The organism is Bartonella sp. EBT8 (genome assembly GCF_055796165.1).
On record NZ_JBTTDJ010000001.1, the window covers coordinates 166,045 to 190,189 of the forward strand.

Below are 24,145 nucleotides of genomic sequence, written 5' to 3' on the forward strand. Positions count from 1 at the left end.
AAGTTAATTTTGTCACTGAAAGCTCGCTCTTTCAAACAATAAAACCCCAACTTTGTCAAGATTTATCATGTAATAGCTTTTATTTTAAAAGTTATTTTAAAAGATAGCAAACATTACACTTCAAAGTTCTTCAATCTTAACACGCACAAAATCTCCTGTTTCTTGTTCTATACTCCACAATTCACCGCTTGAGATATCAAACCACACCCCATGTAAGGTCAAAACGTCCTGCTCTTTACGTGCCTTTATCCATGGGAATGTCTCTAAATTTTTCAACGAATGACGAATAGAAATCTGCTCTAATGCGATTTGCTGCTCTTGCCTAGTCAGAGATTTATCCCGAACAACATCTTGCGCGGCTGGTGCCAAAAGATCAATCCATTGACCAATAAAATCTTTTGACGATAAAGACTTATACGTCCCTTTAAGAGCAGTACTCACCCCTCCACAGTGAGCATGGCCGAAAACAACAATATGCTTAACTTCAAGCAATTGTACGGCATATTCAAGAGCAGCTGATGTTGCATGATATTGATTATCAGGAGAAAAGGGAGGAACTAAATTTGCCACATTCCGTAACGTAAAAATTTCACCAGGCTTAGCATCAAAAATCGTTTCTGGTACTGCCCGCGAATCACAACAAGCAATAACCAAAACTTCAGGCTTCTGCCCTTCAAGGGCCAGTTGTTGATAATGTGCTGTTTCATATGAAAAGTGATGTTTTATAAAAGACTGGTAACCGCTTAAAAGTCTTTGTGGTAAACGCGTCATTCTCTTCTTACTTTCCATTGCTATATTTTAAGAACAGAATATTAACATAAAAATACTAAAAATATTCTTGTTATCGACACAAGATATCTTCCCAAAAGCGCAAATTATTACTTTAAAATGGAAGAAACAAGTGTATCCATTCTCAAAATAATAACTATTCTCTTTGAGAAGAAGGTGTTACACTGCGAGGAATGATATAATGGTCTGCTCCAATGAAGAAAAGACCCCTAAGAGCAAAAAAGGGAAGATTATTGTGTTACAACAAAAAACATCAGAAACAAAAAACAATCAAGATAAAATAGAACAAATCCTTTTTGCTCATACCGATAAAGAAGATATCGCCTGTTATGAAGACAAAGAACTCCAAAAAGCCGCAACAACCGCTGTTGAAGCTTTTAAGCTCCACCAAACAGGAAAAACAATCATCTGCTTTGAACAAAATTTAACCCGCAAAAACAAACCTATAACCGTTATAACGCTCGTAAACGATAACAAACCATTCCTGCTCGATTCTATTCTCAATGTCTTCAACCAGGATAAACATCATATTTATTTGATTGCCCATCCGGTGCTTGATTGTGCCTCTGGGCAACGCATCAGCTTGATGCAAATTCACATTGAACCCTTAAACGAACAGCAAAAACAAAAACTCAAAGAGGAACTCGCCCTCGTTCTTGAACAGGTTAATGCAGCTGTACAAGACTGGAAACCGATGCTTGAAGAAGTCGAAAAGCATATCCATGCCTATCAAACAAACCTGCCACAAAACTACAAACAAGAAGGTGAAAAAACCATTGAGTTTCTTAACTGGTTGATGGACCATAATTTCATCTTCCTTGGTATGCGTACTTATCATTTCATAAAAAACCAAGAACCTACAAAAGCTTTCATAGCCAGCGATATTGAGCTTGGTATTCTCACCGATGCCTCTATCCGCATTATTGGTGATGCGCGTGTGGAAGAACCTCCACAAGAAATCTTATCCTTTATGGAAAGTGATAACTTGCTTATTGTCACAAAAGCAAACAGTCGTTCAAAAATCCACCGTCCTGTCTGGCTCGATTATATTGGTCTTAAAATCTTTGATAAAGAAGACAAGCTATGTGGAGAATTGCGCATTGTAGGATTGTTCACCTCCTCAGCTTATACGCGCTCTATTTTACAAATCCCTTTCTTAAAAGAAAAAGCTAAAACCATCATTCAGCGCCTTGGCTACAATCTAACTGACTATTCTGGGAAAGCCCTCATCAGTGTTTTGGAAACCTATCCAAGAGATGAAATGTTTCGTTCCGATGTTGATACATTAACAGAAAATGCCAAGCTTATTCTGCAATTAGATGAACGTCCACGTTTACGAGTGCTTGCACATATTGATCCTTTTGGACGCTTTGTTTCGATCCTTGTTTATGTCCCCCGTGATCAATATAGCAGTAACATTCGTGAGAAAATTGGCGAATATTTTGTCGAACTCTACCAGGGTGATTTCTTTGAATCCTATCCGCTCTTTTTAGAAAGTACACTCATTCGCGTCCATTATATCATCCATCGTAAAGGAAGCGACAGCGCCCCTATTATCGAGCGTATGACACTTGAACAAAAGGTTCGTTCTATCGCACGGGGTTGGGAAGACAGCGTCCAAACCATAGCTCTTACCCGCAAAGCAACAGACCAACAAACCCGTTTAGCTAGTCAATTTCCCAATAGCTATCGTGATTTATTCTCAGCTGAAGATGCAATTGAAGATGCCGGTCATATTCTAAGCCTTAATGATAAAAAGCCGCTTTTTGTTACTTTTTATCAGGCACAAAATAAAGAAAAACAAACCATTTCTCTCCGGCTTTTTCATCGCCACCAAGCACTTGCTCTTTCTAAACGCGTACCCCTTCTTGAAAACATGGGATTTAGAGTCATTGCTGAACAAACCCTTGAATTACCAGATGGCAACGGAGACTCTGTATATCTTCATGATATGCAACTGGAAAGTGCTTTCCAACTCTCTCTTGATTTTGATAAAAATGGACAGAAACACGCTGAAACATTCGAAGCAATTTGGTCGCAGAATGCTGATAATGATGCCTTTAATGCTTTAACGCAAACAGCAGAGCTTAATTGGCGTGAAATTGTCATTCTACGCCATTATGGACGCTATCTCCAACAAGCTGGAATTCCCTATTCACAAGATCGTGTTGCCCAAACTTTAAATGCTTACCCTGGCATCACGAAAGATCTTTATGCTTTATTTCATTTAAAATTCCATCAAAGTCATACAGAAAAAGAGCGAGAAAAGAACCAACAGATCATTCAACAACGCATTGAAGAAAAATTACAAAAAGTCTCTGGTTTAGATGATGATCTAATCTTACGCCGTTATCGTAATCTTATCGATGCAAGTTTACGAAGCAACGCCTTTACTCCTCTAGCAAATGGCAATTCGCGACGTATTTTAGCAACAAAATTAGACCCCCGCCAAATTGAAGGCTTACCTGAACCACGTCCCTATAGAGAGATTTTCGTTTATGGACCAGAAGTTGAAGGGGTTCATCTGCGCTTTGGTCCTATTGCCCGCGGCGGAATCCGTTGGTCTGATCGTGCCCTCGATTACCGCACTGAAGTTCTAAGCTTAGTCAAAGCACAGCAGGTTAAAAATGCTGTTATTGTTCCTGTTGGAGCAAAAGGAGGGTTTTATCCTCATCGCCTTCCCCAAACGAATGATCGTGCTGTCATCATTGAAGCCGCACGACAAGCTTACATTGATTTCATCACAGCTTTGCTTTCCATTACCGACAATCTGGTGAACGGCCAAATAAACGCTCCTCACAATATCATTTGCCATGATGATCATGACCCCTATTTTGTTGTTGCAGCCGATAAAGGAACAGCAACATTTTCTGACACTGCCAACGCACTCAGCCAATCGAATCACTTTTGGCTCGATGATGCTTTTGCCTCTGGAGGTTCAGCAGGTTATGACCACAAAGAGATTGGGATTACAGCAAAAGGGGCGTGGGAAGCTGTTAAAAGACATTTTCGCGAATCCTTTAATCACGATATTCAAACAACCCCTTTCACCTGTATCGGGGTTGGTGATATGTCAGGTGATGTTTTTGGCAATGGAATGCTTCTTTCCGAACAAACAAAACTCATTGCCGCCTTTGACCATCGTGATATCTTTATAGATCCAAATCCCAATATAGCTGAAAGCTATGCGGAACGAATGCGCCTCTTTCAACTCCCTCGTTCGAGTTGGCAAGATTACGACCAAACAAAATTATCCAAGGGTGGTGGTGTTTTCTCACGGACAATGAAAACCATTACTCTCTCACCCGAAGCAGCACAAGCTATTGGTTTTGAAAAACAAACCGGAACCCCGTTTGAAATTATCTCTGCACTTCTCAAAGCGCCTGTTGATCTTTTATGGTTTGGAGGCATTGGGACTTACATTCGTGCAACAACAGAAGCCGATGCACAAGTAGGAGATCGTGCAAATGATGCACTCCGCATTACGGGTGAACAAGTTCGTGCAAAAGTTATTGGTGAGGGTGCTAATCTTGGTGTTACCCAACGCGGTCGTATTGAATATGTCTTAAATGGTGGGCGATGCAACACAGACGCCATTGATAACTCCGCAGGTGTTAATTGTTCAGATGTTGAGGTTAATATCAAAATTGTTCTCGCATCAGCCCTTCGGGCAAAAACGCTTACCCGCGAAGCACGCAATGAACTCTTGAAACAAATGACTCCCCAAGTTGAACAATTAGTCCTGCGCAACAATTATCTACAACCCCTTGCTCTTTCTCTCGCTGAAAACCAAAGCATTACGGATTTGCCTTATCAAATACGCTTTATGCATGATTTGGAACAGAAGAAACTTCTAGACCGCAGGGTTGAAATTCTTCCTGATGAACAAACTTTGCGGCAAAGAATAACACAAGGTCAAGGATTAATACGTCCAGAACTCGCGGTCATTTTGGCATATGCTAAATTAACCCTAAAAGAAGAAATTGCCCATAGCGCTATTGTTGATGAGCGTTATTTTGATGAAATCTTATTGCGCTATTTTCCAACGCAAATTCAGACAAGCTTTAAGAAAGAAATCATTAACCATCAATTGCGTCGTAATATTATTGCAACCCTCATTGCCAACGATATTGTGAATCGTGGAGGACCAACATTTGTTAGTCGGCTACAAGATTCCACTGAACAAAAGGTTGAAAATATCATTCGTGTTTTCATCGCATTGTGTGATGGTTTTGAAATACCTCAATTGTCTGATCAAATTGATAAACTCGACAATAAAATACCAGGTCTTGTCCAAAACAAATTTTACGCAGCCATTACATCAATGCTTTTTGAGGCAACCAATTGGGGCTTGCGCAATATGGATCTCTCGCTTCCATTAGAAGAACTTGTGAAAACAATAAAGCAAGCTCGTACTGTTCTTGAAGAATTGCTGACATATCCCAATGATAAAGATATCAATCAAAAAATTAAAGAAAAAACAAACCATTATAGTGAAGAAGGGGCACCAAAAACTTTAGCAAAACAATTGGCTCTCTTAGAAGCTGCTCCAATAATTTGTGACATTTCTTTGATTGCAAAACAAAGCAAAAGAGATCTTATTAAAACCGCAGAGATCTATTTCTCACTTGCACAAATCATCCGTATAAACCGCATTAATGAAGCAAGTCGAACAATTCCTGTACTTGATTATTATGATAGTATGGCCTTAAGCCAAGCTAAAGAAAATATTGCTGAAAGTTTACGCAAAATTGTTCTGAAAATCCTGAAAAATTATGGAACAAAAGAGGATCCCTTTGCGGCTTGGAGTAAAATAAAAGAAGATCAAATTCATAATGTAACAAATCGCATTGGTGCCCTCATTGAAAATGATCTCAATATTTCTCGCTTTACCTTCGCAGCAGGTATGATTGCACAACTTTAAAACAGTCTTTTCAGATTTAAAGCATTGCAAAGCATCAAAGTTTTACAAAATTTCATTTTGTCTTGCTGTAGGGAATTAATAAGAGGAAAAAAAGCCTACCGTCTGCACTTTTAAACAAAGCACTTAAAAGACTTTATCCCCATGGGTAGGGTTGATTGTGCAACGTCGAAAAGGACATCTTAAACTTAAAGCGGTGCAAGACGGCCAAGTTTTAAAAAACCTAATTTTGCCCATCCATGGGTAATCTGCAATGACAAAATGGGGTAACCATCTGGACTTTTAGGCATCACACCCAAAACAAAAAATAAAGCTTGCAAATTATGCGCTTGCTCAGGAAACAAGCGTTGCATAGTGGTAAGTAGCTCCATATGCTTCACAAAGACAAGCTCAAATTTTGCGGTCAAATATCCTTCATCATCAAAGGAAAAGGGTCCACTGACACGCAAGGTGCCCCCTGTATGAAAAATTAATTCACCATGCTTTAAAACACCACTTTCCCCATAAAAACGCTGTCTCCAACGGTTTCCTCTATTGTCAAAAAAATGAGACACATCATTGAAAACCCATTTTAAGTTACCATCAATTTTTGGAATATCAATAAAGTAAGGTGCAAAAAACATGGAAGAGTCAACATCATCGAAAGTAAGATGCCCAAATAAATGATTCTTCTCGTGTTTAAGATCAAGTCGCAAAAGTTCTGCCGTTATTTTTTGAGGTAGATCCTCTTGATCTAAAGAAGGTTCAATGACATTCGCAGTATCTCTGAAAGATGCTTTATCCTCAACATTTTCTTGTCTTACCTTTTTGTTTTCCGTTTGTGATTCAAATTTTCCTTGAGGTTTTTGGTCTTCAAGAGAAGAAGCAAAGGTGGAAATTTCAAGCCCTTCAGCCATCAGTTTAAATGTCTTCACCGTTCTCCAATAAGGTTCTGTTTCAATCGCAAAATTGCGCCATTGCAACACGATAGGTGTTTTTCCAGAAAAAACAATTGATGCAGGAGAATGAGCATTAAACTCTACAAAATGAGGGGCATAAACTGGTGCCCCAACCGTTAAACGCGCAGTTGATAAGGAAATTTTATGCAAAGGCCAAGCAAAGTGAAATTGATCACAAGCAACACCAATCCGTAATGGATAACCACTCTTGCTAAAGTTTTCGCATACAACTCTCATATCACGAGCGGATGCTGCTGCGAAGAGATCAGAAATACGATCTTCTATTTTACGTGAAAAAAAAACCAGAATGAACTATAAATCAAGATCAGAACAAGACAAAATAACCCACAAAGCAAATAGCTTAGCGGAGGGCTTTTCCGTAGCAATGTCAATTGAGAGGACATAGACAAAATGAAAACTTTCTTTAACGTAGATGAAAAAAATTCTTAACTCTCACACATGGGCAACAGGCATACAAAAAATCTGTTGTAATGCATTTTCAAACCATTGGCTCAAAACCTGATCATAAATTAAACGACCTTTCAAATGTTCAGAAGCAGGTTGAGCCCCTTTTTCAGTCAATTTGTGCGCCGAACGAACCACTAAACGCCGCATCATAGCACGTGTAAATTCGGCATGAAATTGCAAACCCCACGCATTATCTCCATAACGAAAAGCTTGTGTAGGATATGTATGACCTGTTGCCAAAAGCTCGGCCTCTTTAGGTAAATCATAAATACCCTCATCATGAAAATGATAAACCATTTCTGGCCAATTCATCAAAGCCTTGCCTTGTGAGGTTGCTTCCAGAGGATACCAACCAACTTCAACAGTTCCATCACTTCTTGTGCTAACACGTCCCCCTAGATTTCGCGCTAACATTTGTGCTCCAAGACAAATCCCTAAAAAAGGCTTATTTTCTTTCAGCGATAAGGAAATCCAATCAATCTCCTTACCAATATAGACTTCCCTGTCATTTACACTCATTGGCCCCCCCAAAATAACAACACCAGCATAATGATCCAATGTATCGGGGAGTTTTTGTCCTAAAATAGGGCGGTAAACATCAAGAACAAAACCATTTTGTTGCAAAAATTTTCCCAAACGGCCAGTATATGTAGATTGACGATGGATAACCACCGCAATTCTTGGTTTGCACTTTTTTTGCTTTTCACTAACACATCTTTGACGTAAAAACATTCTTTAACCAATAATTTTTGCAACCAAGTCGCGTTTTATTTTTTCAACGCAAGAAAATAATTTTGCGAACAATACGCACTATAATTTTCTTTCTTTAAAATAAACGAAATTTCTTTCTTGACAAAAATACAGCCTCTTCTTCCACTTTAACACCTGGATCATCAACATTTAAGTGAGTTTGACGGAATGCTGTAATATCTTGATTTTTTGTCTCATGCTTCTGTCCCTGTGCATTATACAAAAGAGAATTTTCTATAGGAGGTGACTCTTCAAGCATCTTATTTTCGACAGCACCACTTTTCCCCACAATATTTTTTTTATCTTTATCCTGCTTTTCCGACTCACTATTGGTGGCCTCCAATGTAAAAGGAACCATACGAGGAGGCGCTTTCCATTCAAAGCAGCCAAGACGTCCGCTCATTGGAGAAACAGGCAACCAAGCAGGGAAAATGGTCCCCTCACACATCCACACCGGATCACGTTCAGCCCGAAGTGCTAAGGAAAGCCATTGACGTACGGATCCCTGATTATTTCCTTGTGCCTCTTCAATATCTGCCAACAATAAATAAACACTTTCGCGCCGATGATACTTCAGAGCTTTTTCAGCCTGTTTCCTTGCTAGAACTGTCTCACCAGCATCCAAAGCAGCTTTGGCAATAAGGAAAGTCGCTTCAAATGTCTCTTTATTATAAGAAGCAAGTGTTTTAGCTTTTTTCAACCGCCCAACAGCGCCTTCTTCTCTTTCAAGATAAAGCGCCCCCAAATCAGGATGAGGCTCTTTCTGCCAAGCAGTAATAACCATTTTATCAGCTTTACGTGTTTCATGGAGTTTATAAAGAATATCAGCAGCAGCAACCGTTATAGGCACAAAATCAGGTACCAATTTATGTGCTTTCAAAATGGCGGCACGCGCTTGTGCAGGATGCGTTTCAAACAGTTGAAGAGCCTTCCCACATAACAACAAAGCTTGTATCTGTTGCCGTTCTGCTGCTGAACGGATCGCACGCGGTAAAGCTTTTTGCGCACGTTCAAAAACAGCGAGTGCCTTATCCCATTGCCCCTCAACACTCAACCGCTCAAGCACAGTTTGATGCGCCCATAAAAGTGCTGGCGATAAAGCCAAGGCTTCTTCTGCATATTGTTGCGCCGCTTCATAGGCTTTGCTTTTTATAGCTTCACGAAACAAGCCGTAAAGCCCCGCCAATTTTGTTGGTGCTTCTTTTCTCATCTCCTCATAAAGACTGATGGCAGAAGCAGAATTATTTTGCAAAGAGAGAGTTTGAGCTTGTAAGAGTTTTACCAACGGTTCCTGCTTATCTGCGAGATATTTAACAACCCGCGCCTCCATTTGTTGTGCCAAAACACCATCGCCGGCAAAAACGGCAAGAATTCCCTGTGAAAGAGCTTGATAACCGCGCTTTTTATGACGTTGGTAAAAATAACGAGAGAGAGCACGAGGTACAGAAAAAAGGGTAGAGAGCAACCACCATAAAAGCACTAAAATTCCGAGAAATAAAACGAGTGCGCATAAAACTGTTAAGAGTGAAACAGAAAACCGAAAGTGCAAAAATGTTATAACTAAAATACTGTTGTAATTAGCAACCCACCCAAAAGCTAGGCCGATCATACAGACAGCAAAACTGTAAATAAAAACACGTATCATCTTGAGCCTATTTACCTCTTCAAAGCCTTAAAAGGTCCCTGCTGTGCAGAGAATAGCAACTTCTGAAGAAGTTGATGAATAGCAATATGTCTTTCAAGTTTATGAACAAAATCCACCGAAACATCTTTCGCATTTTGAGGCAATGCTTGCCATTCACTCAGAGCTTTTTCATAATCACCCACTTGAATAGCAACTTCCATTCGTGCCGCAATCGCCTCGAGTGTCATACCTTCGATATTCCCAGTTGGCCGTGAAACAACCAAACCTTTTATCCATGACCAAACCCGTTCAGAAAAAGCAGCATCTGAGGCAACACTATTTTTCAGACTAACGATTGCATCCGCAACTTTAGCAAAATCACTTGAGAGTTGCGCTGAACTTGGAAGTCCTATAGCAGCTGTTTTTTGCAACAAATCAAATCCATCAATTGAAGGCATTAATTGCTGTAATGTTTTCAATTCATTACTATAGGACCCTCCGCGTTCTATAGCATTTTTTAGCGAACTGATCGCAATAAACAATGCAGTGCTTCTTTCTTGTTTCTCACTCCCTTTAGAAGCAATTTCCCCCTGCACAGTCTCTAACTGTTGCTTTAAGAGAGCAAGAGCGTTTGCATTGCTTTGTTCAACCGACAAAGCCATTTCCATCTCTTTTGATCTATCACTTAAAGTCTGTACAGACTCTTCAAGACCTCTTACCTTTTCCTCTAAAACAGTAAAAACTTTTCTTCTTTCTTTTTGTGACACTTCATCACTTTGAACAGTTTCAACCTGTTGTGATGAAAAAGAAGAAAACTCTGTTTTCAAAGCATCAATTTCTTGGAGGACACGCCCTAATTGTTCTCTTGCTTCTTCACTTTGACTTTTTGCGATTTCAGCAATTTGCACAGCTTTTTTGCCTTCATCATCATTTTCTACAAAAGTAAAAGGCAGCACACGTGTCCATTGAAGCCCTATAAAAAGACCTAAAGCAATCAGACCACCTAAAATTCCTGAAAGAAACAAAGACAGCCAAGAGAGATGAGATATGGATTGATGTTGCATGTTTTTCTTGTTTTGTTTCTCTCGTACATCAAATTCTGTTGAATTTTGTGTTACTTTCTCTGCATCATGGCTTACAGTTTCATGTTCAATTACCGGCTTTTTACGGCGCGTAGTAATGTAGTGTGTTTTCGCTTTTGGTTTTGAAGAATCTACCATCTTAGTCATTCTTTGTGTACATTCTGCTGATAATTATAAAAGAATAAAATGAAAAAAGTTTTAAAAATTAAGCTTTTTCAAATATCATAGCTTGTTTTTCAATTTTTTTACAACGAATATAACTTTACAGAAATTTTCAATACCGCATCTTTATCAGAAAAATCTATAATTATATACTTTAATAAAAAGTGTTTTTAAAAAAATCATCATTTTATACTAAACAAAACAGCTTAACTTTTTATTTAACATAACTGTTATATTTAAAGAAAATATTACAGCGCATTTTTCATGAGAGCTATTAACCCCAAGAGAAATTCTTTGCATCTTTGCCTATCTGTGGTACGCACACAATCAAAGAATCTTCAACACAAGGTTTTGTCTAAAATGCGTCTGTTAGGAATAGAAACAAGTTGTGATGAAACTGCTGCTGCTGTTGTTGAACAGGACAATGAAGGAAACAGCAAAATTCTTTCTAATATTGTTTGGAGCCAGATTGATCATCATGCCCCTTACGGAGGTGTTGTTCCTGAAATTGCCGCCCGTGCCCACGTGGAAATTCTCGACAGTTTAATTCTAAAAGCGCTAACAGAAGCGAACATAACATTAAGGGATATCGATGCTATTGCAGCTACAAGTGGACCAGGTTTGATAGGGGGACTTTTAGTAGGTGTTATGACGGCAAAAGCACTTTCTCTTGCCACAGGAAAACCTTTTATTGCTGTCAATCACCTAGAAGGCCATGCCTTAACAGCCGTGCTCACCCATAAGGTTTCTTTTCCCTATTTATTGCTGTTGGTTTCCGGTGGTCATACACAAACAATTCTTGTCCACGAAGTAGGCAATTACCAACGTTTAGGAACCACAATTGACGATGCCTTAGGGGAAGCTTTTGATAAAACAGCAAAACTCTTAGGCCTTCCTTACCCTGGTGGTCCAGCACTTGAAAAAACGGCTTCATTGGGTGATAAAAATCGTATCCCCCTTCCACGCCCTTTAAAAGGTGAAAAACGGTTAGATTTTTCCTTTTCAGGTCTTAAAACCGCTGTGCGCCAAGCCGCAACAGCCATGGCTCCTCTCACAGAAAGCGATGTTTGTGACATTGCAGCAAGCTTTCAAGCAGCAGTAACAGACACAGTCCATGATCGCGTTCATTTAGCTTTGCAATATTTCACCCACCAATATCCCCCCTCTCATGATAAAGGGGGGCATCCTCCTGCTTTAGTTGTCGCAGGCGGAGTTGCTGCTAACCAAGCTATTCGATTGACATTAAAAGAACTCGCTCAACAACATGGTTTTGAATTTATAGCCCCGCCTCTTTCCTTATGTACCGATAACGCTGCAATGATTGCTTTTGTTGGTGCACAGAAACTCGCACGCGGAGAAACAAGCCCCCTTGATATTGCCCCTCGTTCACGTTGGCCATTAGATGAAAAATCTAAGCCCCTCATAGGGATGGGACGCCGTGGAACAAAAGCATAACAAACCAGATGAGTGCTTATGCTCTCTAAAAAATCTCCTATAATCCATTGCCATCTAACATGTTATTATCCTTTCAGAATTTGATCTTCCTAGAAGCAGTTTTCTTACACCATTTTTTAGAGACAATATAATCTAGACTTAATCCTTCTAGATAGAAGTCAAAAAATAACAAAATCTATTATATTTTATATTTAATTTATTCTTTGATCCACGCACACATTTTTTCTCTTCTGATAGTAAAGCGAAGACCAGATAACATCATATAATCCATGAAAACAAGAAGGATGCGTAACATGTTATGTTACCACAATTGGGTCCTTTCTAAAAAAGAAGCAAAAAATCGATATTGTGCATTTTTTACTGTATTTTAAAAATCATACTTAAGAGTATTTATAAATGCATGGAAAAAATGTCTATCTTGTACAATATCAATAATCTGTAAAAAGGAGATCTGATGGCTTATTGGCTTTTTAAATCTGAACCCCATAAATGGTCATGGGAGATGCAAAAGCAAAAAGGTACTGCCGGTGAACAATGGGATGGCGTGCGCAATTATCAAGCCCGCAACAATATGCGCGCTATGAAATTAGGTGATAAAGGCTTTTTTTATCATTCCAATAAAGGGCTAGAAATTGTGGGTATTGTAGAAATCTGCGCTGAAGCACATCCTGATTCCACCACCTCTGATCCACGCTGGGAATGTGTAGATATTCGTGCCCTCTGCGATATGCCAACGCCTGTTTCATTAAAACAGATTAAAGCAAATTCAAAGCTGAAAAATATGGTGCTCGTCAACGCCTCTCGCTTATCTGTACAACCCGTGACAGAAGATGAATGGAAAGAAGTTTGTTTGATGGGTAATCTTAAGAAAGAAATGCTTTCATCTTAAAATTATAATTTCCATCCATCGAAGAACATGCGAAAAAAGATATTCCATGTATCACGGCAGGCAAGCATAATATACCCTGGTGTGTGCGTATAATTTTATGCTCAATAAACAAAAATAGCTCTCTCTTGCACTTTTTCGTTCTATAATATTTTATTTCAAAACCCAAACTATTGAATAAAATCTATCTTCACGATACATTTTTTCAACACTGTTGTTAGAGAACAACGCATTGATTTATAAAATAAATCATAGTTTTTTAGCTTATATCATAACTCCGAGTATTGTAAAATTCTCTCAGTCTAAATCATCTCATTTTGAATCAAGTAAATCTCATACCTGTACATTACAAGCGGAGATGGCGTGTGGATAAAAAACATTTAGAAAGGAGTAAAAATGCCTTTAATGAATTGTCTTAATGCAAGGGCTGTCGCAATATTAGAAGCTGTCAAATGTAATGATGGTGCCGACCAGCTACAAATCTACAAAACAATTACAATTGATATCACCACTCGCCTCACAGCACCGATCCTAGTACGAATGCAGAAAAAAGTAAAAAAGAACAAGAGGAATTTCTGCGAAATCCTCCAAAACAATGCATGCAATGTCATGCGTGCAATTCTTCATTTTTTGGCAAATAATCATAAAAGCAACAAAATTTCGTTTTCTAGAGGCTTACTTTTTAATTTTCCTTGCATGAAAACTTATTTTTCATGAAACTACTCCTCACCAATCGGTGCGTCACTCTATCTTATTTTATAAGGAACAAAAATGAACTGCTATACCCTTTTAATCGTTGAAGAAGATGATGATCTGCGCGCTATTTTGGTAGAACAATTGCAAATGTATAAAGAGTTTAAAGTATTGCAAGCAAAAACGGCTGCAGCAGGAATGACAATAACGCAAGAGAAAAATGTTGATCTGGCTATTTTTGGTCTTGAACTGTCTGATTTTGATGGCGGAAAGGCCGTTCAAAAATTACGTGCACAAGGATTTCGTGCTCCCATCATCATGATTACGAATCACGATACAGACTCCGAGACCCTTTTAGATCTTGAAGAAGGTGCGAATGATTATGTAAAAAAACCCTTCCGTTTTGCAGTATTATTGGCACGAATTCGTGCCCAATTGCGCCAATATGAGCAAAATGATGAGGCAATCTTTTATATTGGTCCCTATACTTTTAAACCTGGACAAAAACTTCTCATTGATCAATCCAACAACAAAACGCGCCTTACAGAAAAAGAAGCAGCAATTCTTAAATATCTCTATTATACCACTGACAAAGTTGTAAGCCGTGAAACACTCTTAGAACAAATTTGGGGTTACAATACAAATATTGTCACCCATACCTTAGAAACCCATATTTATCGTCTGCGACAAAAAATCGAAAAAGACCCTTCCAACGCACAAATTCTTGTGACCCATCAAAATGGCTATCGTTTAAATCTTTAACACGTCTTTAACAGTAACTGCTTCAAAAGCGATTTTAGGATTCTTAATTTTTCGAATATAAAAATACAATAAGATGAATATATTTAATATATTGATTAATAATTATAATTTATAATTTTACAGCTTAAATAAGCTTTCTTATTACAAATTTCCTTTATGATAGATCAATAAAACCGTTTTCTTGCACATCACAAAGAAGATTAACGATGGGTAATTCCTTAGAAAAGACTTAACATATACTCTTCAAAACTATCTCAATGTCACAACCATCGCGATATTAAGCTGGCAAAGAGAATGAGAGTTCTGACTCGAACTTCACAGAAAGAAAGGTTGTATACTCTATCGATTTTGTGACTCTTCAGATGCGATCGTGAAGTGAAATTGGTACCAAGCTGAGAAGAATTCTCATAGGCTTGTGGCGATAATGCTGGAATAAAAACACGCCGCGATTGACGACGCTGTACGAGTAAACCTTGATAAACACGTTTCTGCGCCTGACACATTAAGAGTCCACCAAAATAAGGCAAAAGATAACGCCCAAATGGTTCATAAAAAAATGAGAACAACCGTGAAACACGTCCTGAAGAAGGCATATAATGAACAATTTCTTGTACTGGTCCAGAAATAAAATTTGTTTTTTCAAACAAACGAGCGATTTGCTGTCGACTATAGGGTTCACCATAACCAAAAGGTGTACAAGCATTGCGCGCCCAAAAACCAGGACGATGAGGAACAACAACGATCAAACTACCATTAGGCGCTAAAACGCGCCATATTTCATTGAGTGTTTCAAATGAATTTTCTGTATATTCCAATGCATGGACCAATAAAATACAATCTACCGAAGCATCAGGAAGCGGTAAGTCCTCTTCGAAAACAAGTGCTGTAGCGACCTTATCAGCACAAGGCCAAGGCGAAGCTCCCTGAGCAGCTGGCATAAAAGCGAAACATTGTTGAGCGCGTGTACACAACGCAGAAAGATAAGGAAGAGCGTACCCTAAACCCATAACGCGTTTATCAGTAAGATCGGGCCACCATAAATTTAATTGCTCACACAACGTCCTTTGTACACGCAATCCAAGGGCAGAATCGTAAAAATCTCTCAGTGTGACTATATCCAACTCAACATACCATATAGAAAAAACTTCAAACCTAACAGGTGCTTTCACATACCTCACTTATATGGACTTTTGCCTTTTTTCCGCAATGGCAAAAATTTTAATATTTCATATTGTAAACCCAAATAATAAAAAATCGCATAGAATATTTTTCATAACCACTTCATGCAAAAGCGCTTTAATCATGCTCTTTATCTTTGAACTTCATACTGCTTCTAATGCGCTCTTTTTGACCTCAGTTAAAAGAGGAAGCGATTAATTAAAATGAAGGAGCTTTTCAAGATAGTTTTTTTCTGCTTCAAGAAGATGCTCCTTACCAAGGCGTTTGCGAATTTCTTCTAAAATCTGCCGTGCACGCATTTGATCATTTTCTTGTGGTAATACTGCACCTTCTTTCCCTTCTTGATCTGTTTTTGAAGAAAGTGAACGCCCTAAGGGATCGACAGGACTACGAACAGCATCTTGACTACCGCTGGTTTCTTTAAGCATTTCACGCATTTTTTCCAAAACACTTTGCGCACCTTGCCGCAAAGATTCTAAAGCATCCGACTGATTCTGCATGGACACTTGATTGTTTCCATGATCAAGAGCATCTTCTGCAGAGTTCATTTTTTCTTCTGCTTTCTTGAATGCATCATTCGACGCAAATCCTTGCGCTGATAATTCTTTTTCTAACATTGATAATTCAGACTGCAATTCAGCCTGTCGTTTTTTTAAAGATTTTCTTTGTTGTTCGGAAAGCGTTTCTCCACGTTGTTTTTGCTTTTCTAATTGGTGTGTTTCATTGAGAATTTCTTGCTGACGACGCATTAAATCTCCCAACTTATCCATTTTTTCTTTCATCCTTGCAGATTGGCTCTGATCCTGCTTTCCATTTTTATTGCCTTTTCGAACTTGCAAATGATCAAGAGTTTGTTCAACTTCTGCCAACAACTGTTCAGCTGCTAAAGAAGAGCCCATCTTGGCCATTTCCTCAATTAAATTTAGCTTTTTTTCTAATGAATCCTCCGAAAGATTAGGAGAACTAAGATTATTATTGTGAGGATTACTCTTATCCTGTGCACTTTCAGCCAAAGAATGAATATAATTATCCATAGCTTGGCGTAAATCTGCCATAAGCCTTTCAATTTCCGCCGCTGGAGCACCATAACGAAGTGCGTCACGCAAAGCAGCTTGCGCTTGTTTTAGAGTTTTTTGAACAGATTCGAGCTGATTGCCTTCAATGCCTGAAGCAATCTGCCATAAATAATCGACAACACCACGCAAATCATCTTCTGTTTCTGCCATAGAAAGCCTTGTCCATGCACTCTGTAAGACAAGAAAATGTGTGAGATTTTGCAGCCCCTCTTTTGGCCGCACAAGCAAAGCAGAAAGCATATCAAGGACTCGCTCTTTTGCAGAAGCATTGAGAACTAACATACGACGCAATTCAGCCACTGCACGCGCAACAGGATTGGAAAAAACACGTTGTGGAAGCGTCATAACAAAAGTTTTACTCCGCCCTTTCTGCCCTGCACCATCTTCTGCCACCAAAGTAATTTTGACTTCTAAACCAGCCCAAGGATGTGCTGATACATCTTGTACCGTGCGCATTTTACCCTTTCCACCACGGGGTAGAAGAAGTTTTATTTCAGGTGCCTTATAAAGAGAAGAAGCATTTTTATGTACATTAAAAAAAGGTTCTATTTCAACAAAAGCCTTTGTCACCCCATAATCATCATCGAGCTCATATTGAAGCTCCAAAGAACCGGTTAAAATCCGTCCTGGTTTTTCTAACCAACGAACTGTTGGGTGCTGATCTTTAATCACTTGCAAATCCCATTGCTGTCTCTTATGCCGCGATGATACAATTAAATTGATTGAACGTTCTAAACGTGTTTCAAAATGAACAATTGGATCATTCAAAGCTTCCTTTTCATTTTTTTTGGAAAACGAAATTTCCCGCGCATCTTCTTTAGTATTTGCTTTTACTGTAATACCAGCACCGTTAACAACACGGACAACTAAATCACTCCCTTCAGGAACAGTAAGCTGTGTTTTGTTATCTTTTGTTAAATAAAGGGGTGGAACACTCGTATAAGCAGGAGGTGTTACCCAAGCATCAATCCGCATTGATGTCTCATCGATTACAGGACGTAAATCGAACGCATCTGCCAAACGACCTCCTAATGAGCCAAAAGAAAAACTAAAAGCGCACACACAAAGGAGAATACATAAAGTCCTCAAAGCTAGAGGATCAAAAGCCGCACTTTTAGGATCGATAAATCCGGTTTTTAAAGGATATAATTGTTCTGCCATGCGGCGTTGATGTTCACGCCAAATAAGTGCACTCAAATCTTCATCATTCTCAGAAAACAAACGATCTGTTTGAGTGCTTAAAGGTTGATTTTCAAGGTTATTTACGCGTTCAAGACGCTGATCAACTTCCCTCATTATGGGAAAGCGAAAATGAATAAGAAAAAATAAACTCCCCACAGCCAAAAAAAACATAAGCCCAAGCAAGAGCACATGTGGCCAATAATCTAAAATTCCAAAAATACCCAACCAACTAAGCGAACAAAAGAGACTGAGAACGAGAAAAAGCGGCAACAACCGTATCCATATTCGCTCCAATAAGAGGATAAACCACATAAAAATGCGCACATACAAAAGCTTTCTTCTCGCAAAACTTTTGACGTTTTCATTTCTCATAGACAAGCATTTGTCCCCTTTTACAGTGGTGAATCGAAACCCTAATCTCTTCTTCGCCCTAAAAAAACCAAGATTCTTACCCCCCACTCATTTGCAACCAGATTATTTTTTCAAGAAGGCTTAACCCTCTGATCACTTACGCAACCCATTTTCCAAGATAACTAGGTAAATTTTACCCAGAAAAACCCGTTCAACTTTACACTTTTACACTTAGCTGATGCAAAAGAAAACTGAAATCAGAGAGAAACAACACTCCAGAAAAATTCTATACGATACAATTTCCAGACATTAAAATAAATTGTTCCCTTAAAGTTTAGTAAAAATAAGACCAATAATCCTTAGCACTGTTTAATCCAATCTGGAATATGATCACACCCTATCAATTGGGCATAATCAAGACGCGGACGAACAATTGCATAACGCCTATCCTGAACGAGAACTTCCGGCACCAAAAGTCGACTATTATAGGTACTTGCCATCACGGCGCCATAAGCACCCGCTCCAGTAATTGCTAGGAAATCACCTGCCGCTAAAATCGGTACGCAACGCTTTAATGCTAAATAATCCCCAGTTTCACAAACAGGACCCACAATATCTGCCCTGATCAGCGGAGCATCGATTGGTGTTTTCTTCACTGGTATAACATTTTGCCACGCATCATACAGTGTCGGACGCATGAAATCATTCATCGCCGCATCAACAATAACAAAATTCCGCCCTTCCCCCTTTTTTAAATATACAACAGATGTCACCAATAGACCAGCTTCACCAACAATACTGCGCCCAGGTTCTAGGATAATATTGATTCCTAGAGGAGCAATATATTTTTTTACCAGTTGTGCATAATCAAAAGGAGCTGGGACTGGTTGCTGCTCGCACCCATAAGAAATACCAAGCCCCCCGCCAATATCGATATGGGTTATTGCATAACCATCATTCCATAACTGACGCACAAAATCTGCGACAATCATAAATGCATCTTCAAAGGGCTTTAAGTCACAAATTTGGCTACCAATATGGAGATCAACACCACAAACATCCACACCAGGCAATTGAGCTGCTTTTTTATAGGCATCCCTTGCCAATGACAGCGGAATACCAAATTTATTCTCTGATCTCCCTGTGGTAATTTTCTTATGCGTTTTAGCATCCACATCTGGATTAATACGCAAAGAAATACGTGCTTTTTTTGAAAGAGCAACAGCACGTGCCGATAATTGTTCAAGTTCTGGTTCTGATTCAACGTTAAAACAGCAAATATCCTGTGCAAGAGCAAAATCTATCTCTTCAATCTTTTTACCAACACCAGAATAAACAATGCGATGAGCAGGAATACCAACAGCAAGGACACGCCGTAATTCTCCTTCTGAGACGACATCAGCTCCCGCTCCATTATTCGCTAAAAGCTGTAAAACCGCTTGATTAGAATTCGCTTTAACCGCATAAGCAATCAAACTCGGCATATCCCGAAATGCATTCTGATAATCTTTAAAATTTGTAATGAGGGCACTTGCTGAATAGCAATAAAAAGGTGTTCCAACATCTTGCGCAAGTTGCAAAAGCGAAAGACCTTCAACGTGTAAAACATCTTGCTGATAAGAAAAAAAATGCATAAAATCCCCTATTGTATCAATGGATCGAGAACAAAAGGGGTATCTACTTTGTTTTGAAGATCGGATGCTTCTTGCGAAGAATTCTTCACTGCTGAAGGCGGCAATTCTAATGCCCCTTTACGTCCACATCCAACGAGAATAACACTCCCCAAAAGAACAATTGCTAAATTTTTTAAAATGACTTTCATACGCCCTTTTCTCTCCTCTTGTTATTTTTTCGGATTTACAAATCAACCATTCAAGCAGTTACAAGGCGTTTTTTCCAATAAGCAATTTGATTAAGCACTTCTGAAGGTGCAGTGCCACCAAAACTTTTACGGCTTTTAACTGATTTTTCAACCGTTAAAACCTCAAAAAGCGTTGCATTAATTTGTGGACAGATCGTTTGTAGTTCACTCAAGGATAAATCATTCAAATCACATTGTTTTTTTTCTGCCAATGCCACAGCACACCCAGTAATATGGTGTGCTTCACGAAAAGGAAACCCTAATTCACGCACAAGCCAATCGGCAAAATCAGTTGCGGTAGCATAACCAGAATCAGCGGCTTGTTTGAGAGTTTCTTTATTGACTTGCAAATCACCAATAATCCCTATCATTGCTGCTAGCGATAATTCTAGGCTCAAAGCTCCATCAAACACATACTGCTTGTCTTCTTGCATATCTTTTGAATAGGCAAGAGGTAATCCCTTCATCACAGTTAAAAGCCCCATCAATGCACCATTTAGTCGACCACTTTTAGCACGCACAAGTTCCGCAGCATCGGGATTTCTCTTTTGTGGCATAATAGAGGAACCAGTGGAAAAAGCATCCGATAAACGAATAAACTGAAATTGTGCACTTGACCACAGGACAATTTCCTCCGCTAAGCGGGAAAGATGCATAGCACAAAGAGCACCAGCGCTTAAAAATTCCAGTGCAAAATCACGATCGGAAACACTATCAATCGAATTGCGTGTTGGTTCTCGAAAACCCAATGTTTCTGCTGTCATAAAACGATCAATTGGAAAGCTTGTTCCTGCCAAAGCAGCAGCTCCTAAAGGTGATTCATTCATTCGCTCAACGGCATCTCGCATCCGCGACAAATCTCGCCCAAACATTTCAACATAAGCCATCATATAATGACCAAATGTTACAGGCTGTGCCGATTGTAAATGTGTAAAACCTGGCATAAAGGTCTCAACATGTTGTTCTGCTCGAACAAGCAATTGCTCTATCAATCTTTTTAAAATTTGCACAATTCTCTGTGAGGCTTCACGCACCCACAAACGAAAATCAACAGCCACTTGATCATTGCGAGAACGTGCCGTATGCAAACGTCCTGCCACAGGACCAATCAATTCGTTCAATCGCGCTTCAATATTCATATGAATATCTTCAAGTTTTCGTGAAAAAACAAATTTCCCCTCCTCAATTTCTTGATGAATAAGCTTTAAACCATCAACAATTTTTTCATAATCCGATTGTGAAATAATCTTAGTGTGCGCTAACATTGCCACATGAGCGAGAGAACCTTCAATATCTTGCCGATAAAGCTTTTGATCAAAATCAATTGAGGCGTTAATTTCTTCCATAATTGCAGCAGTCCCTGCTATAAACCGTCCACCCCACATCTGGTTCTTTAACTTTTTATCTGTCATACTCTAAAAACACCCATACAAAGGACAAAAATCATGATTCCTCAAACTTTTACCAACCGAAAAAAAAAGAACAAAAAGAGGATTTTCATCGCATCCTTTTTTATTGTCGTCATCTTAGCTGCCATAAGTTTATACGCAATAAAAAACTCCTATAACAAGAGAGAGTCCTCTTTTACAGACTTTATTTCAGGAGAAAAGACCGTAAAAGAACAAGAAGAAAAAATGAGAGCAATCCGAAAAGCCGCAAAAGGATTTTTCACCCACATACGATTTGCTGATACACCCTCCGATATGAATCAGCTCTCTTTTAAAGATATTCAAGGAAAAAACCGTAAACTCAGCGAATTTACCGGAAAACCACTCTTAGTTAATCTATGGGCTATTTGGTGTGCACCCTGCCGCACAGAAATGCCAGACTTGGCGCAATTAAAACGTGAACTGGCTGGAGAAAATTTTGATGTGATAGCCATTAATATCGATAAAACTGGTTCTCCTGAAAAAATTCAGCAATTTTTACAAGATGTTCATGCTGATAATTTGCTCTACTATCGTGATGAAACAATGGATATTTTCAACAATGTTAGAAAACAAGGGCTCGCTTTAGGATTACCCATTACATTTCTCATTGATAAAAATGGTCATCTCATTGCTTCCTTCAATGGTGCAGCTCCATGGGCTAATAACGATGCCAAAGCACTTATAAAAGCCGTCATAAAAGAAGCATTGTAACCTAATAACCACGTCTTTTTAAACGTTGTATCATGAGATCCAATGCTGATAAAAAAGCAGAACGATCTTTACGACAAAAAGGACGGGGCCCACCTGTCATGTTGCCCTGTCCTCGCAAATCTTCCATCAAATTGCGCATTGCTAAAGCTTGACCGATAGAGCTTACATCAAAAATACGCCCCGTTGGCGAAAGACACGCACCACCAGCCTGCACAACCCGTGCTGCTAAAGGGATATCACTGGTAACAACAATACTTGCCTCATGCACATGGTCCACAATCCAATCATCGGCACAATCGAGTTCACCAGCAACAACCACTCTTTCAATGAGTGCTTCATCTGGAAGGGACAAGAAACGATTTGCCACAACAAATGTTTTAAGCTGATAACGATTCATCACACGATAAACTTCGTCTTTTACAGGACAAGCATCCGCATCAATAAACAAAGTGATAGCAGGTTTTATCGGGATATTGATATTTTGATTTTCACGCAATAATAAGTTCTTTCACCCCTCTGAATTTTGTAAACGCTTGCGGTAAAACATCATCGCAGCGTTTATTTCAGCGCCAAAAATAAAAATTGCGCTTAATATATAAAGAAAAATAATAGCCACCATAATAGATGCTAACCCCGCATAGGTAGAAATATAATCAAACATTGCCAAATACTGCGCAAAAGCAATGGAAGCTACAAACCATACTGCCATTGTCACCATAATTCCTGGAAAAATATCTATAAATTTCCGCCGCTCCGCTGGGAGCCATTTATGAACAATCAAAAGACTTACAAATAAAACAACTGCTGCGATTATGTAACGCCATAAACGAATAACCCCAATATATTCAGTCATGAAAAAAGAATGATTTTGCATAATCTTGATTAAGAGAGGTGCTAAAATCAATAAAAAGCTTATAACAACAAGGCCAAAAGCTCCAAGAATCACAAAAAACAAACTTTGAAAACGGCAAAATAACAAACTACGCCGATCAACAACACGATAAGCTTTATTCAAAGCAGACCGTAATGCTTCTATCCCATTAGAAGCAAAATAAGCCGCCCCAATGACAGAAACCGTCAACACTCCTCCCCGCTGAATAGTTAAAACATTGATAATTTCTTTCAATAAAGGCTCTGCAATAACATCTGGTAACAACTGCACCAAAGCTTTGATTTTTTGCGGTGTATATGTAAAAGCACCGATAAAACTAGCAAGAGATGTCCCAAAAATGAAAAAAGGGAAAAACGCTAAAAGCCCTGACAACGCGATATGACTAGCAAAAACACTGCCATTATCACGCCAATAATGATTTATTGCATCAACAAGAACACGATAGCTATACCAAAAGATATTTTTTAACAAACCACAATACTTTCTGGTAATACTGTCTTCTTAACCACTCAAAATTTCACAAAAATCATCGCAATAAAAAACCTTCTTTACTATAAAAGACAATAATCAATACCGTCAAGCCTCACTCTGTAGCAAAACCGAAAAACACTAATGAACAAATTTTACGCATGAAGAATTAAAGAGTAATACATTATAACCATCGCGATTATCGATAAAAAAGTGATACGTCTCAAAACCCTACCCAAACGAATCTATGATGAAAATTTGAGGGTAGACCAAATAATCTTTTTATTTCGAAACAGACCAATTACAGCTGGAAAGCTCCAATGCACACACGAAGTTATCGAAAAATAACCTTTAAACGCGCATAAAAAAAGCATTGTCTTCTAAAAAATATACCAATCACACAATATGAAGAACTCTTCTTGAGTTCCGTAATCCCTTTTTACATCCTATAGATGCCCCAAATGA

General features: G+C 38.8%; 18 protein-coding genes. 6 read left to right on the plus strand and 12 right to left on the minus strand.

The window, feature by feature from the left end:
• Positions 1 to 120: 120 nt before the first annotated feature.
• Positions 121 to 771, minus strand: coding sequence for a carbonic anhydrase (locus tag AC0QT4_RS00840; protein WP_473199822.1), 651 nt, complete (start codon positions 769 to 771; stop codon positions 121 to 123).
• A 253-nt stretch (positions 772 to 1,024) separates the two neighbouring features.
• On the opposite strand from AC0QT4_RS00840, the gene AC0QT4_RS00845 reads away from it, so the two are divergent.
• The gene (locus AC0QT4_RS00845; RefSeq protein WP_473200018.1) at positions 1,025 to 5,713 is read left to right on the plus strand and encodes an NAD-glutamate dehydrogenase; all 4,689 of its coding nucleotides are present in this window, start codon (positions 1,025 to 1,027) and stop codon (positions 5,711 to 5,713) included.
• 185 nt (positions 5,714 to 5,898) lie between these two features.
• On the opposite strand, the gene AC0QT4_RS00850 is transcribed toward AC0QT4_RS00845, so the two are convergent.
• From AC0QT4_RS00850 to AC0QT4_RS00865, 4 genes are all read right to left on the minus strand, one after another.
• Positions 5,899 to 6,954 carry a DUF2125 domain-containing protein gene (locus AC0QT4_RS00850; protein WP_473200019.1) on the minus strand — a complete coding sequence of 352 codons (1,056 nt, stop codon included), beginning with the start codon at positions 6,952 to 6,954 and terminating at the stop codon, positions 5,899 to 5,901.
• Between the two features lie 147 nt (positions 6,955 to 7,101).
• Complete coding sequence (locus AC0QT4_RS00855; RefSeq protein ID WP_473199823.1) at positions 7,102 to 7,848, minus strand: glutamine amidotransferase; 747 nt, start codon at positions 7,846 to 7,848, stop codon at positions 7,102 to 7,104.
• Between the two features lie 94 nt (positions 7,849 to 7,942).
• A complete protein-coding gene (locus AC0QT4_RS00860; protein ID WP_473199824.1) occupies positions 7,943 to 9,511 on the minus strand; it encodes a heme biosynthesis HemY N-terminal domain-containing protein in 1,569 nt (522 codons plus the stop codon).
• An 11-nt stretch (positions 9,512 to 9,522) separates the two neighbouring features.
• Positions 9,523 to 10,710: a COG4223 family protein gene (locus AC0QT4_RS00865; RefSeq protein WP_473199825.1), complete on the minus strand. Its 1,188-nt coding sequence runs from the start codon at positions 10,708 to 10,710 to the stop codon at positions 9,523 to 9,525.
• A gap of 384 nt (positions 10,711 to 11,094) precedes the next feature.
• On the opposite strand from AC0QT4_RS00865, the gene tsaD reads away from it, so the two are divergent.
• From tsaD to AC0QT4_RS00885, 4 genes are all read left to right on the plus strand, one after another.
• A complete protein-coding gene (gene tsaD / locus AC0QT4_RS00870; RefSeq protein WP_473199826.1) occupies positions 11,095 to 12,189 on the plus strand; it encodes a tRNA (adenosine(37)-N6)-threonylcarbamoyltransferase complex transferase subunit TsaD in 1,095 nt (364 codons plus the stop codon).
• Positions 12,190 to 12,643: 454 nt separating this feature from the next.
• Positions 12,644 to 13,078 (plus strand): EVE domain-containing protein, encoded by a 435-nt coding sequence (locus AC0QT4_RS00875; protein ID WP_473199827.1) that lies wholly within the window; start codon positions 12,644 to 12,646, stop codon positions 13,076 to 13,078.
• Positions 13,079 to 13,471: 393 nt separating this feature from the next.
• Positions 13,472 to 13,792, plus strand: a complete 321-nt coding sequence (locus AC0QT4_RS00880) for a hypothetical protein (RefSeq protein ID WP_473199828.1) — start codon at positions 13,472 to 13,474, stop codon at positions 13,790 to 13,792.
• 54 nt (positions 13,793 to 13,846) lie between these two features.
• On the plus strand, positions 13,847 to 14,530 hold the full coding sequence (locus AC0QT4_RS00885; RefSeq protein WP_473199829.1) for a response regulator transcription factor: 684 nt from the start codon (positions 13,847 to 13,849) through the stop codon (positions 14,528 to 14,530).
• Positions 14,531 to 14,790: 260 nt separating this feature from the next.
• Here the strand turns inward: AC0QT4_RS00885 and AC0QT4_RS00890 are convergent, their stop codons facing one another.
• The 5 genes from AC0QT4_RS00890 to argH form a co-directional block, all read right to left on the minus strand.
• Entirely contained in the window at positions 14,791 to 15,651 is an 861-nt protein-coding gene (locus tag AC0QT4_RS00890; protein WP_473200020.1) for a class I SAM-dependent methyltransferase, read from the minus strand.
• Positions 15,652 to 15,903: 252 nt separating this feature from the next.
• Positions 15,904 to 18,339 (minus strand): TIGR02302 family protein, encoded by a 2,436-nt coding sequence (locus AC0QT4_RS00895; protein ID WP_473199830.1) that lies wholly within the window; start codon positions 18,337 to 18,339, stop codon positions 15,904 to 15,906.
• Positions 18,340 to 18,677: 338 nt separating this feature from the next.
• Positions 18,678 to 19,952, minus strand: coding sequence for a diaminopimelate decarboxylase (gene lysA, locus AC0QT4_RS00900; protein WP_473199831.1), 1,275 nt, complete (start codon positions 19,950 to 19,952; stop codon positions 18,678 to 18,680).
• Between the two features lie 8 nt (positions 19,953 to 19,960).
• Positions 19,961 to 20,140, minus strand: a complete 180-nt coding sequence (gene lptM / locus AC0QT4_RS00905; RefSeq protein WP_473199832.1) for an LPS translocon maturation chaperone LptM — start codon at positions 20,138 to 20,140, stop codon at positions 19,961 to 19,963.
• 50 nt (positions 20,141 to 20,190) lie between these two features.
• Positions 20,191 to 21,591: an argininosuccinate lyase gene (argH, locus tag AC0QT4_RS00910; protein WP_473199833.1), complete on the minus strand. Its 1,401-nt coding sequence runs from the start codon at positions 21,589 to 21,591 to the stop codon at positions 20,191 to 20,193.
• A gap of 33 nt (positions 21,592 to 21,624) precedes the next feature.
• On the opposite strand from argH, the gene AC0QT4_RS00915 reads away from it, so the two are divergent.
• The gene (locus tag AC0QT4_RS00915) at positions 21,625 to 22,320 is read left to right on the plus strand and encodes a TlpA disulfide reductase family protein (RefSeq protein WP_473199834.1); all 696 of its coding nucleotides are present in this window, start codon (positions 21,625 to 21,627) and stop codon (positions 22,318 to 22,320) included.
• Position 22,321: 1 nt separating this feature from the next.
• Here AC0QT4_RS00915 and AC0QT4_RS00920 read toward each other — a convergent pair whose 3' ends face one another.
• Together AC0QT4_RS00920 and AC0QT4_RS00925 are read right to left on the minus strand one after the other, a co-directional pair.
• Positions 22,322 to 22,816 carry a YaiI/YqxD family protein gene (locus AC0QT4_RS00920; protein ID WP_473199835.1) on the minus strand — a complete coding sequence of 165 codons (495 nt, stop codon included), beginning with the start codon at positions 22,814 to 22,816 and terminating at the stop codon, positions 22,322 to 22,324.
• Positions 22,817 to 22,828: 12 nt separating this feature from the next.
• Positions 22,829 to 23,683 carry a YihY/virulence factor BrkB family protein gene (locus AC0QT4_RS00925; RefSeq protein ID WP_473199836.1) on the minus strand — a complete coding sequence of 285 codons (855 nt, stop codon included), beginning with the start codon at positions 23,681 to 23,683 and terminating at the stop codon, positions 22,829 to 22,831.
• Positions 23,684 to 24,145 lie beyond the last annotated feature (462 nt).

Excerpts from the sequence above, each read along its gene's own strand:
- AC0QT4_RS00915 (WP_473199834.1), top strand. The coding sequence starts at position 21,625 with ATGATTCCTCAAACTTTTACCAACCGAAAAAAAAAGAACAAAAAGAGG.
- lptM (WP_473199832.1), bottom strand. The coding sequence starts at position 20,140 with ATGAAAGTCATTTTAAAAAATTTAGCAATTGTTCTTTTGGGGAGTGTT.
- AC0QT4_RS00895 (WP_473199830.1), bottom strand. The coding sequence starts at position 18,339 with ATGAGAAATGAAAACGTCAAAAGTTTTGCGAGAAGAAAGCTTTTGTAT.
- AC0QT4_RS00840 (WP_473199822.1), bottom strand. The coding sequence starts at position 771 with ATGACGCGTTTACCACAAAGACTTTTAAGCGGTTACCAGTCTTTTATA.
- tsaD (WP_473199826.1), top strand. The coding sequence starts at position 11,095 with ATGCGTCTGTTAGGAATAGAAACAAGTTGTGATGAAACTGCTGCTGCT.
- AC0QT4_RS00875 (WP_473199827.1), top strand. The coding sequence starts at position 12,644 with ATGGCTTATTGGCTTTTTAAATCTGAACCCCATAAATGGTCATGGGAG.
- AC0QT4_RS00865 (WP_473199825.1), bottom strand. The coding sequence starts at position 10,710 with ATGGTAGATTCTTCAAAACCAAAAGCGAAAACACACTACATTACTACG.
- AC0QT4_RS00855 (WP_473199823.1), bottom strand. The coding sequence starts at position 7,848 with ATGTTTTTACGTCAAAGATGTGTTAGTGAAAAGCAAAAAAAGTGCAAA.
- AC0QT4_RS00885 (WP_473199829.1), top strand. The coding sequence starts at position 13,847 with ATGAACTGCTATACCCTTTTAATCGTTGAAGAAGATGATGATCTGCGC.
- AC0QT4_RS00880 (WP_473199828.1), top strand. The coding sequence starts at position 13,472 with ATGCCTTTAATGAATTGTCTTAATGCAAGGGCTGTCGCAATATTAGAA.
- AC0QT4_RS00860 (WP_473199824.1), bottom strand. The coding sequence starts at position 9,511 with ATGATACGTGTTTTTATTTACAGTTTTGCTGTCTGTATGATCGGCCTA.
- argH (WP_473199833.1), bottom strand. The coding sequence starts at position 21,591 with ATGACAGATAAAAAGTTAAAGAACCAGATGTGGGGTGGACGGTTTATA.
- lysA (WP_473199831.1), bottom strand. The coding sequence starts at position 19,952 with ATGCATTTTTTTTCTTATCAGCAAGATGTTTTACACGTTGAAGGTCTT.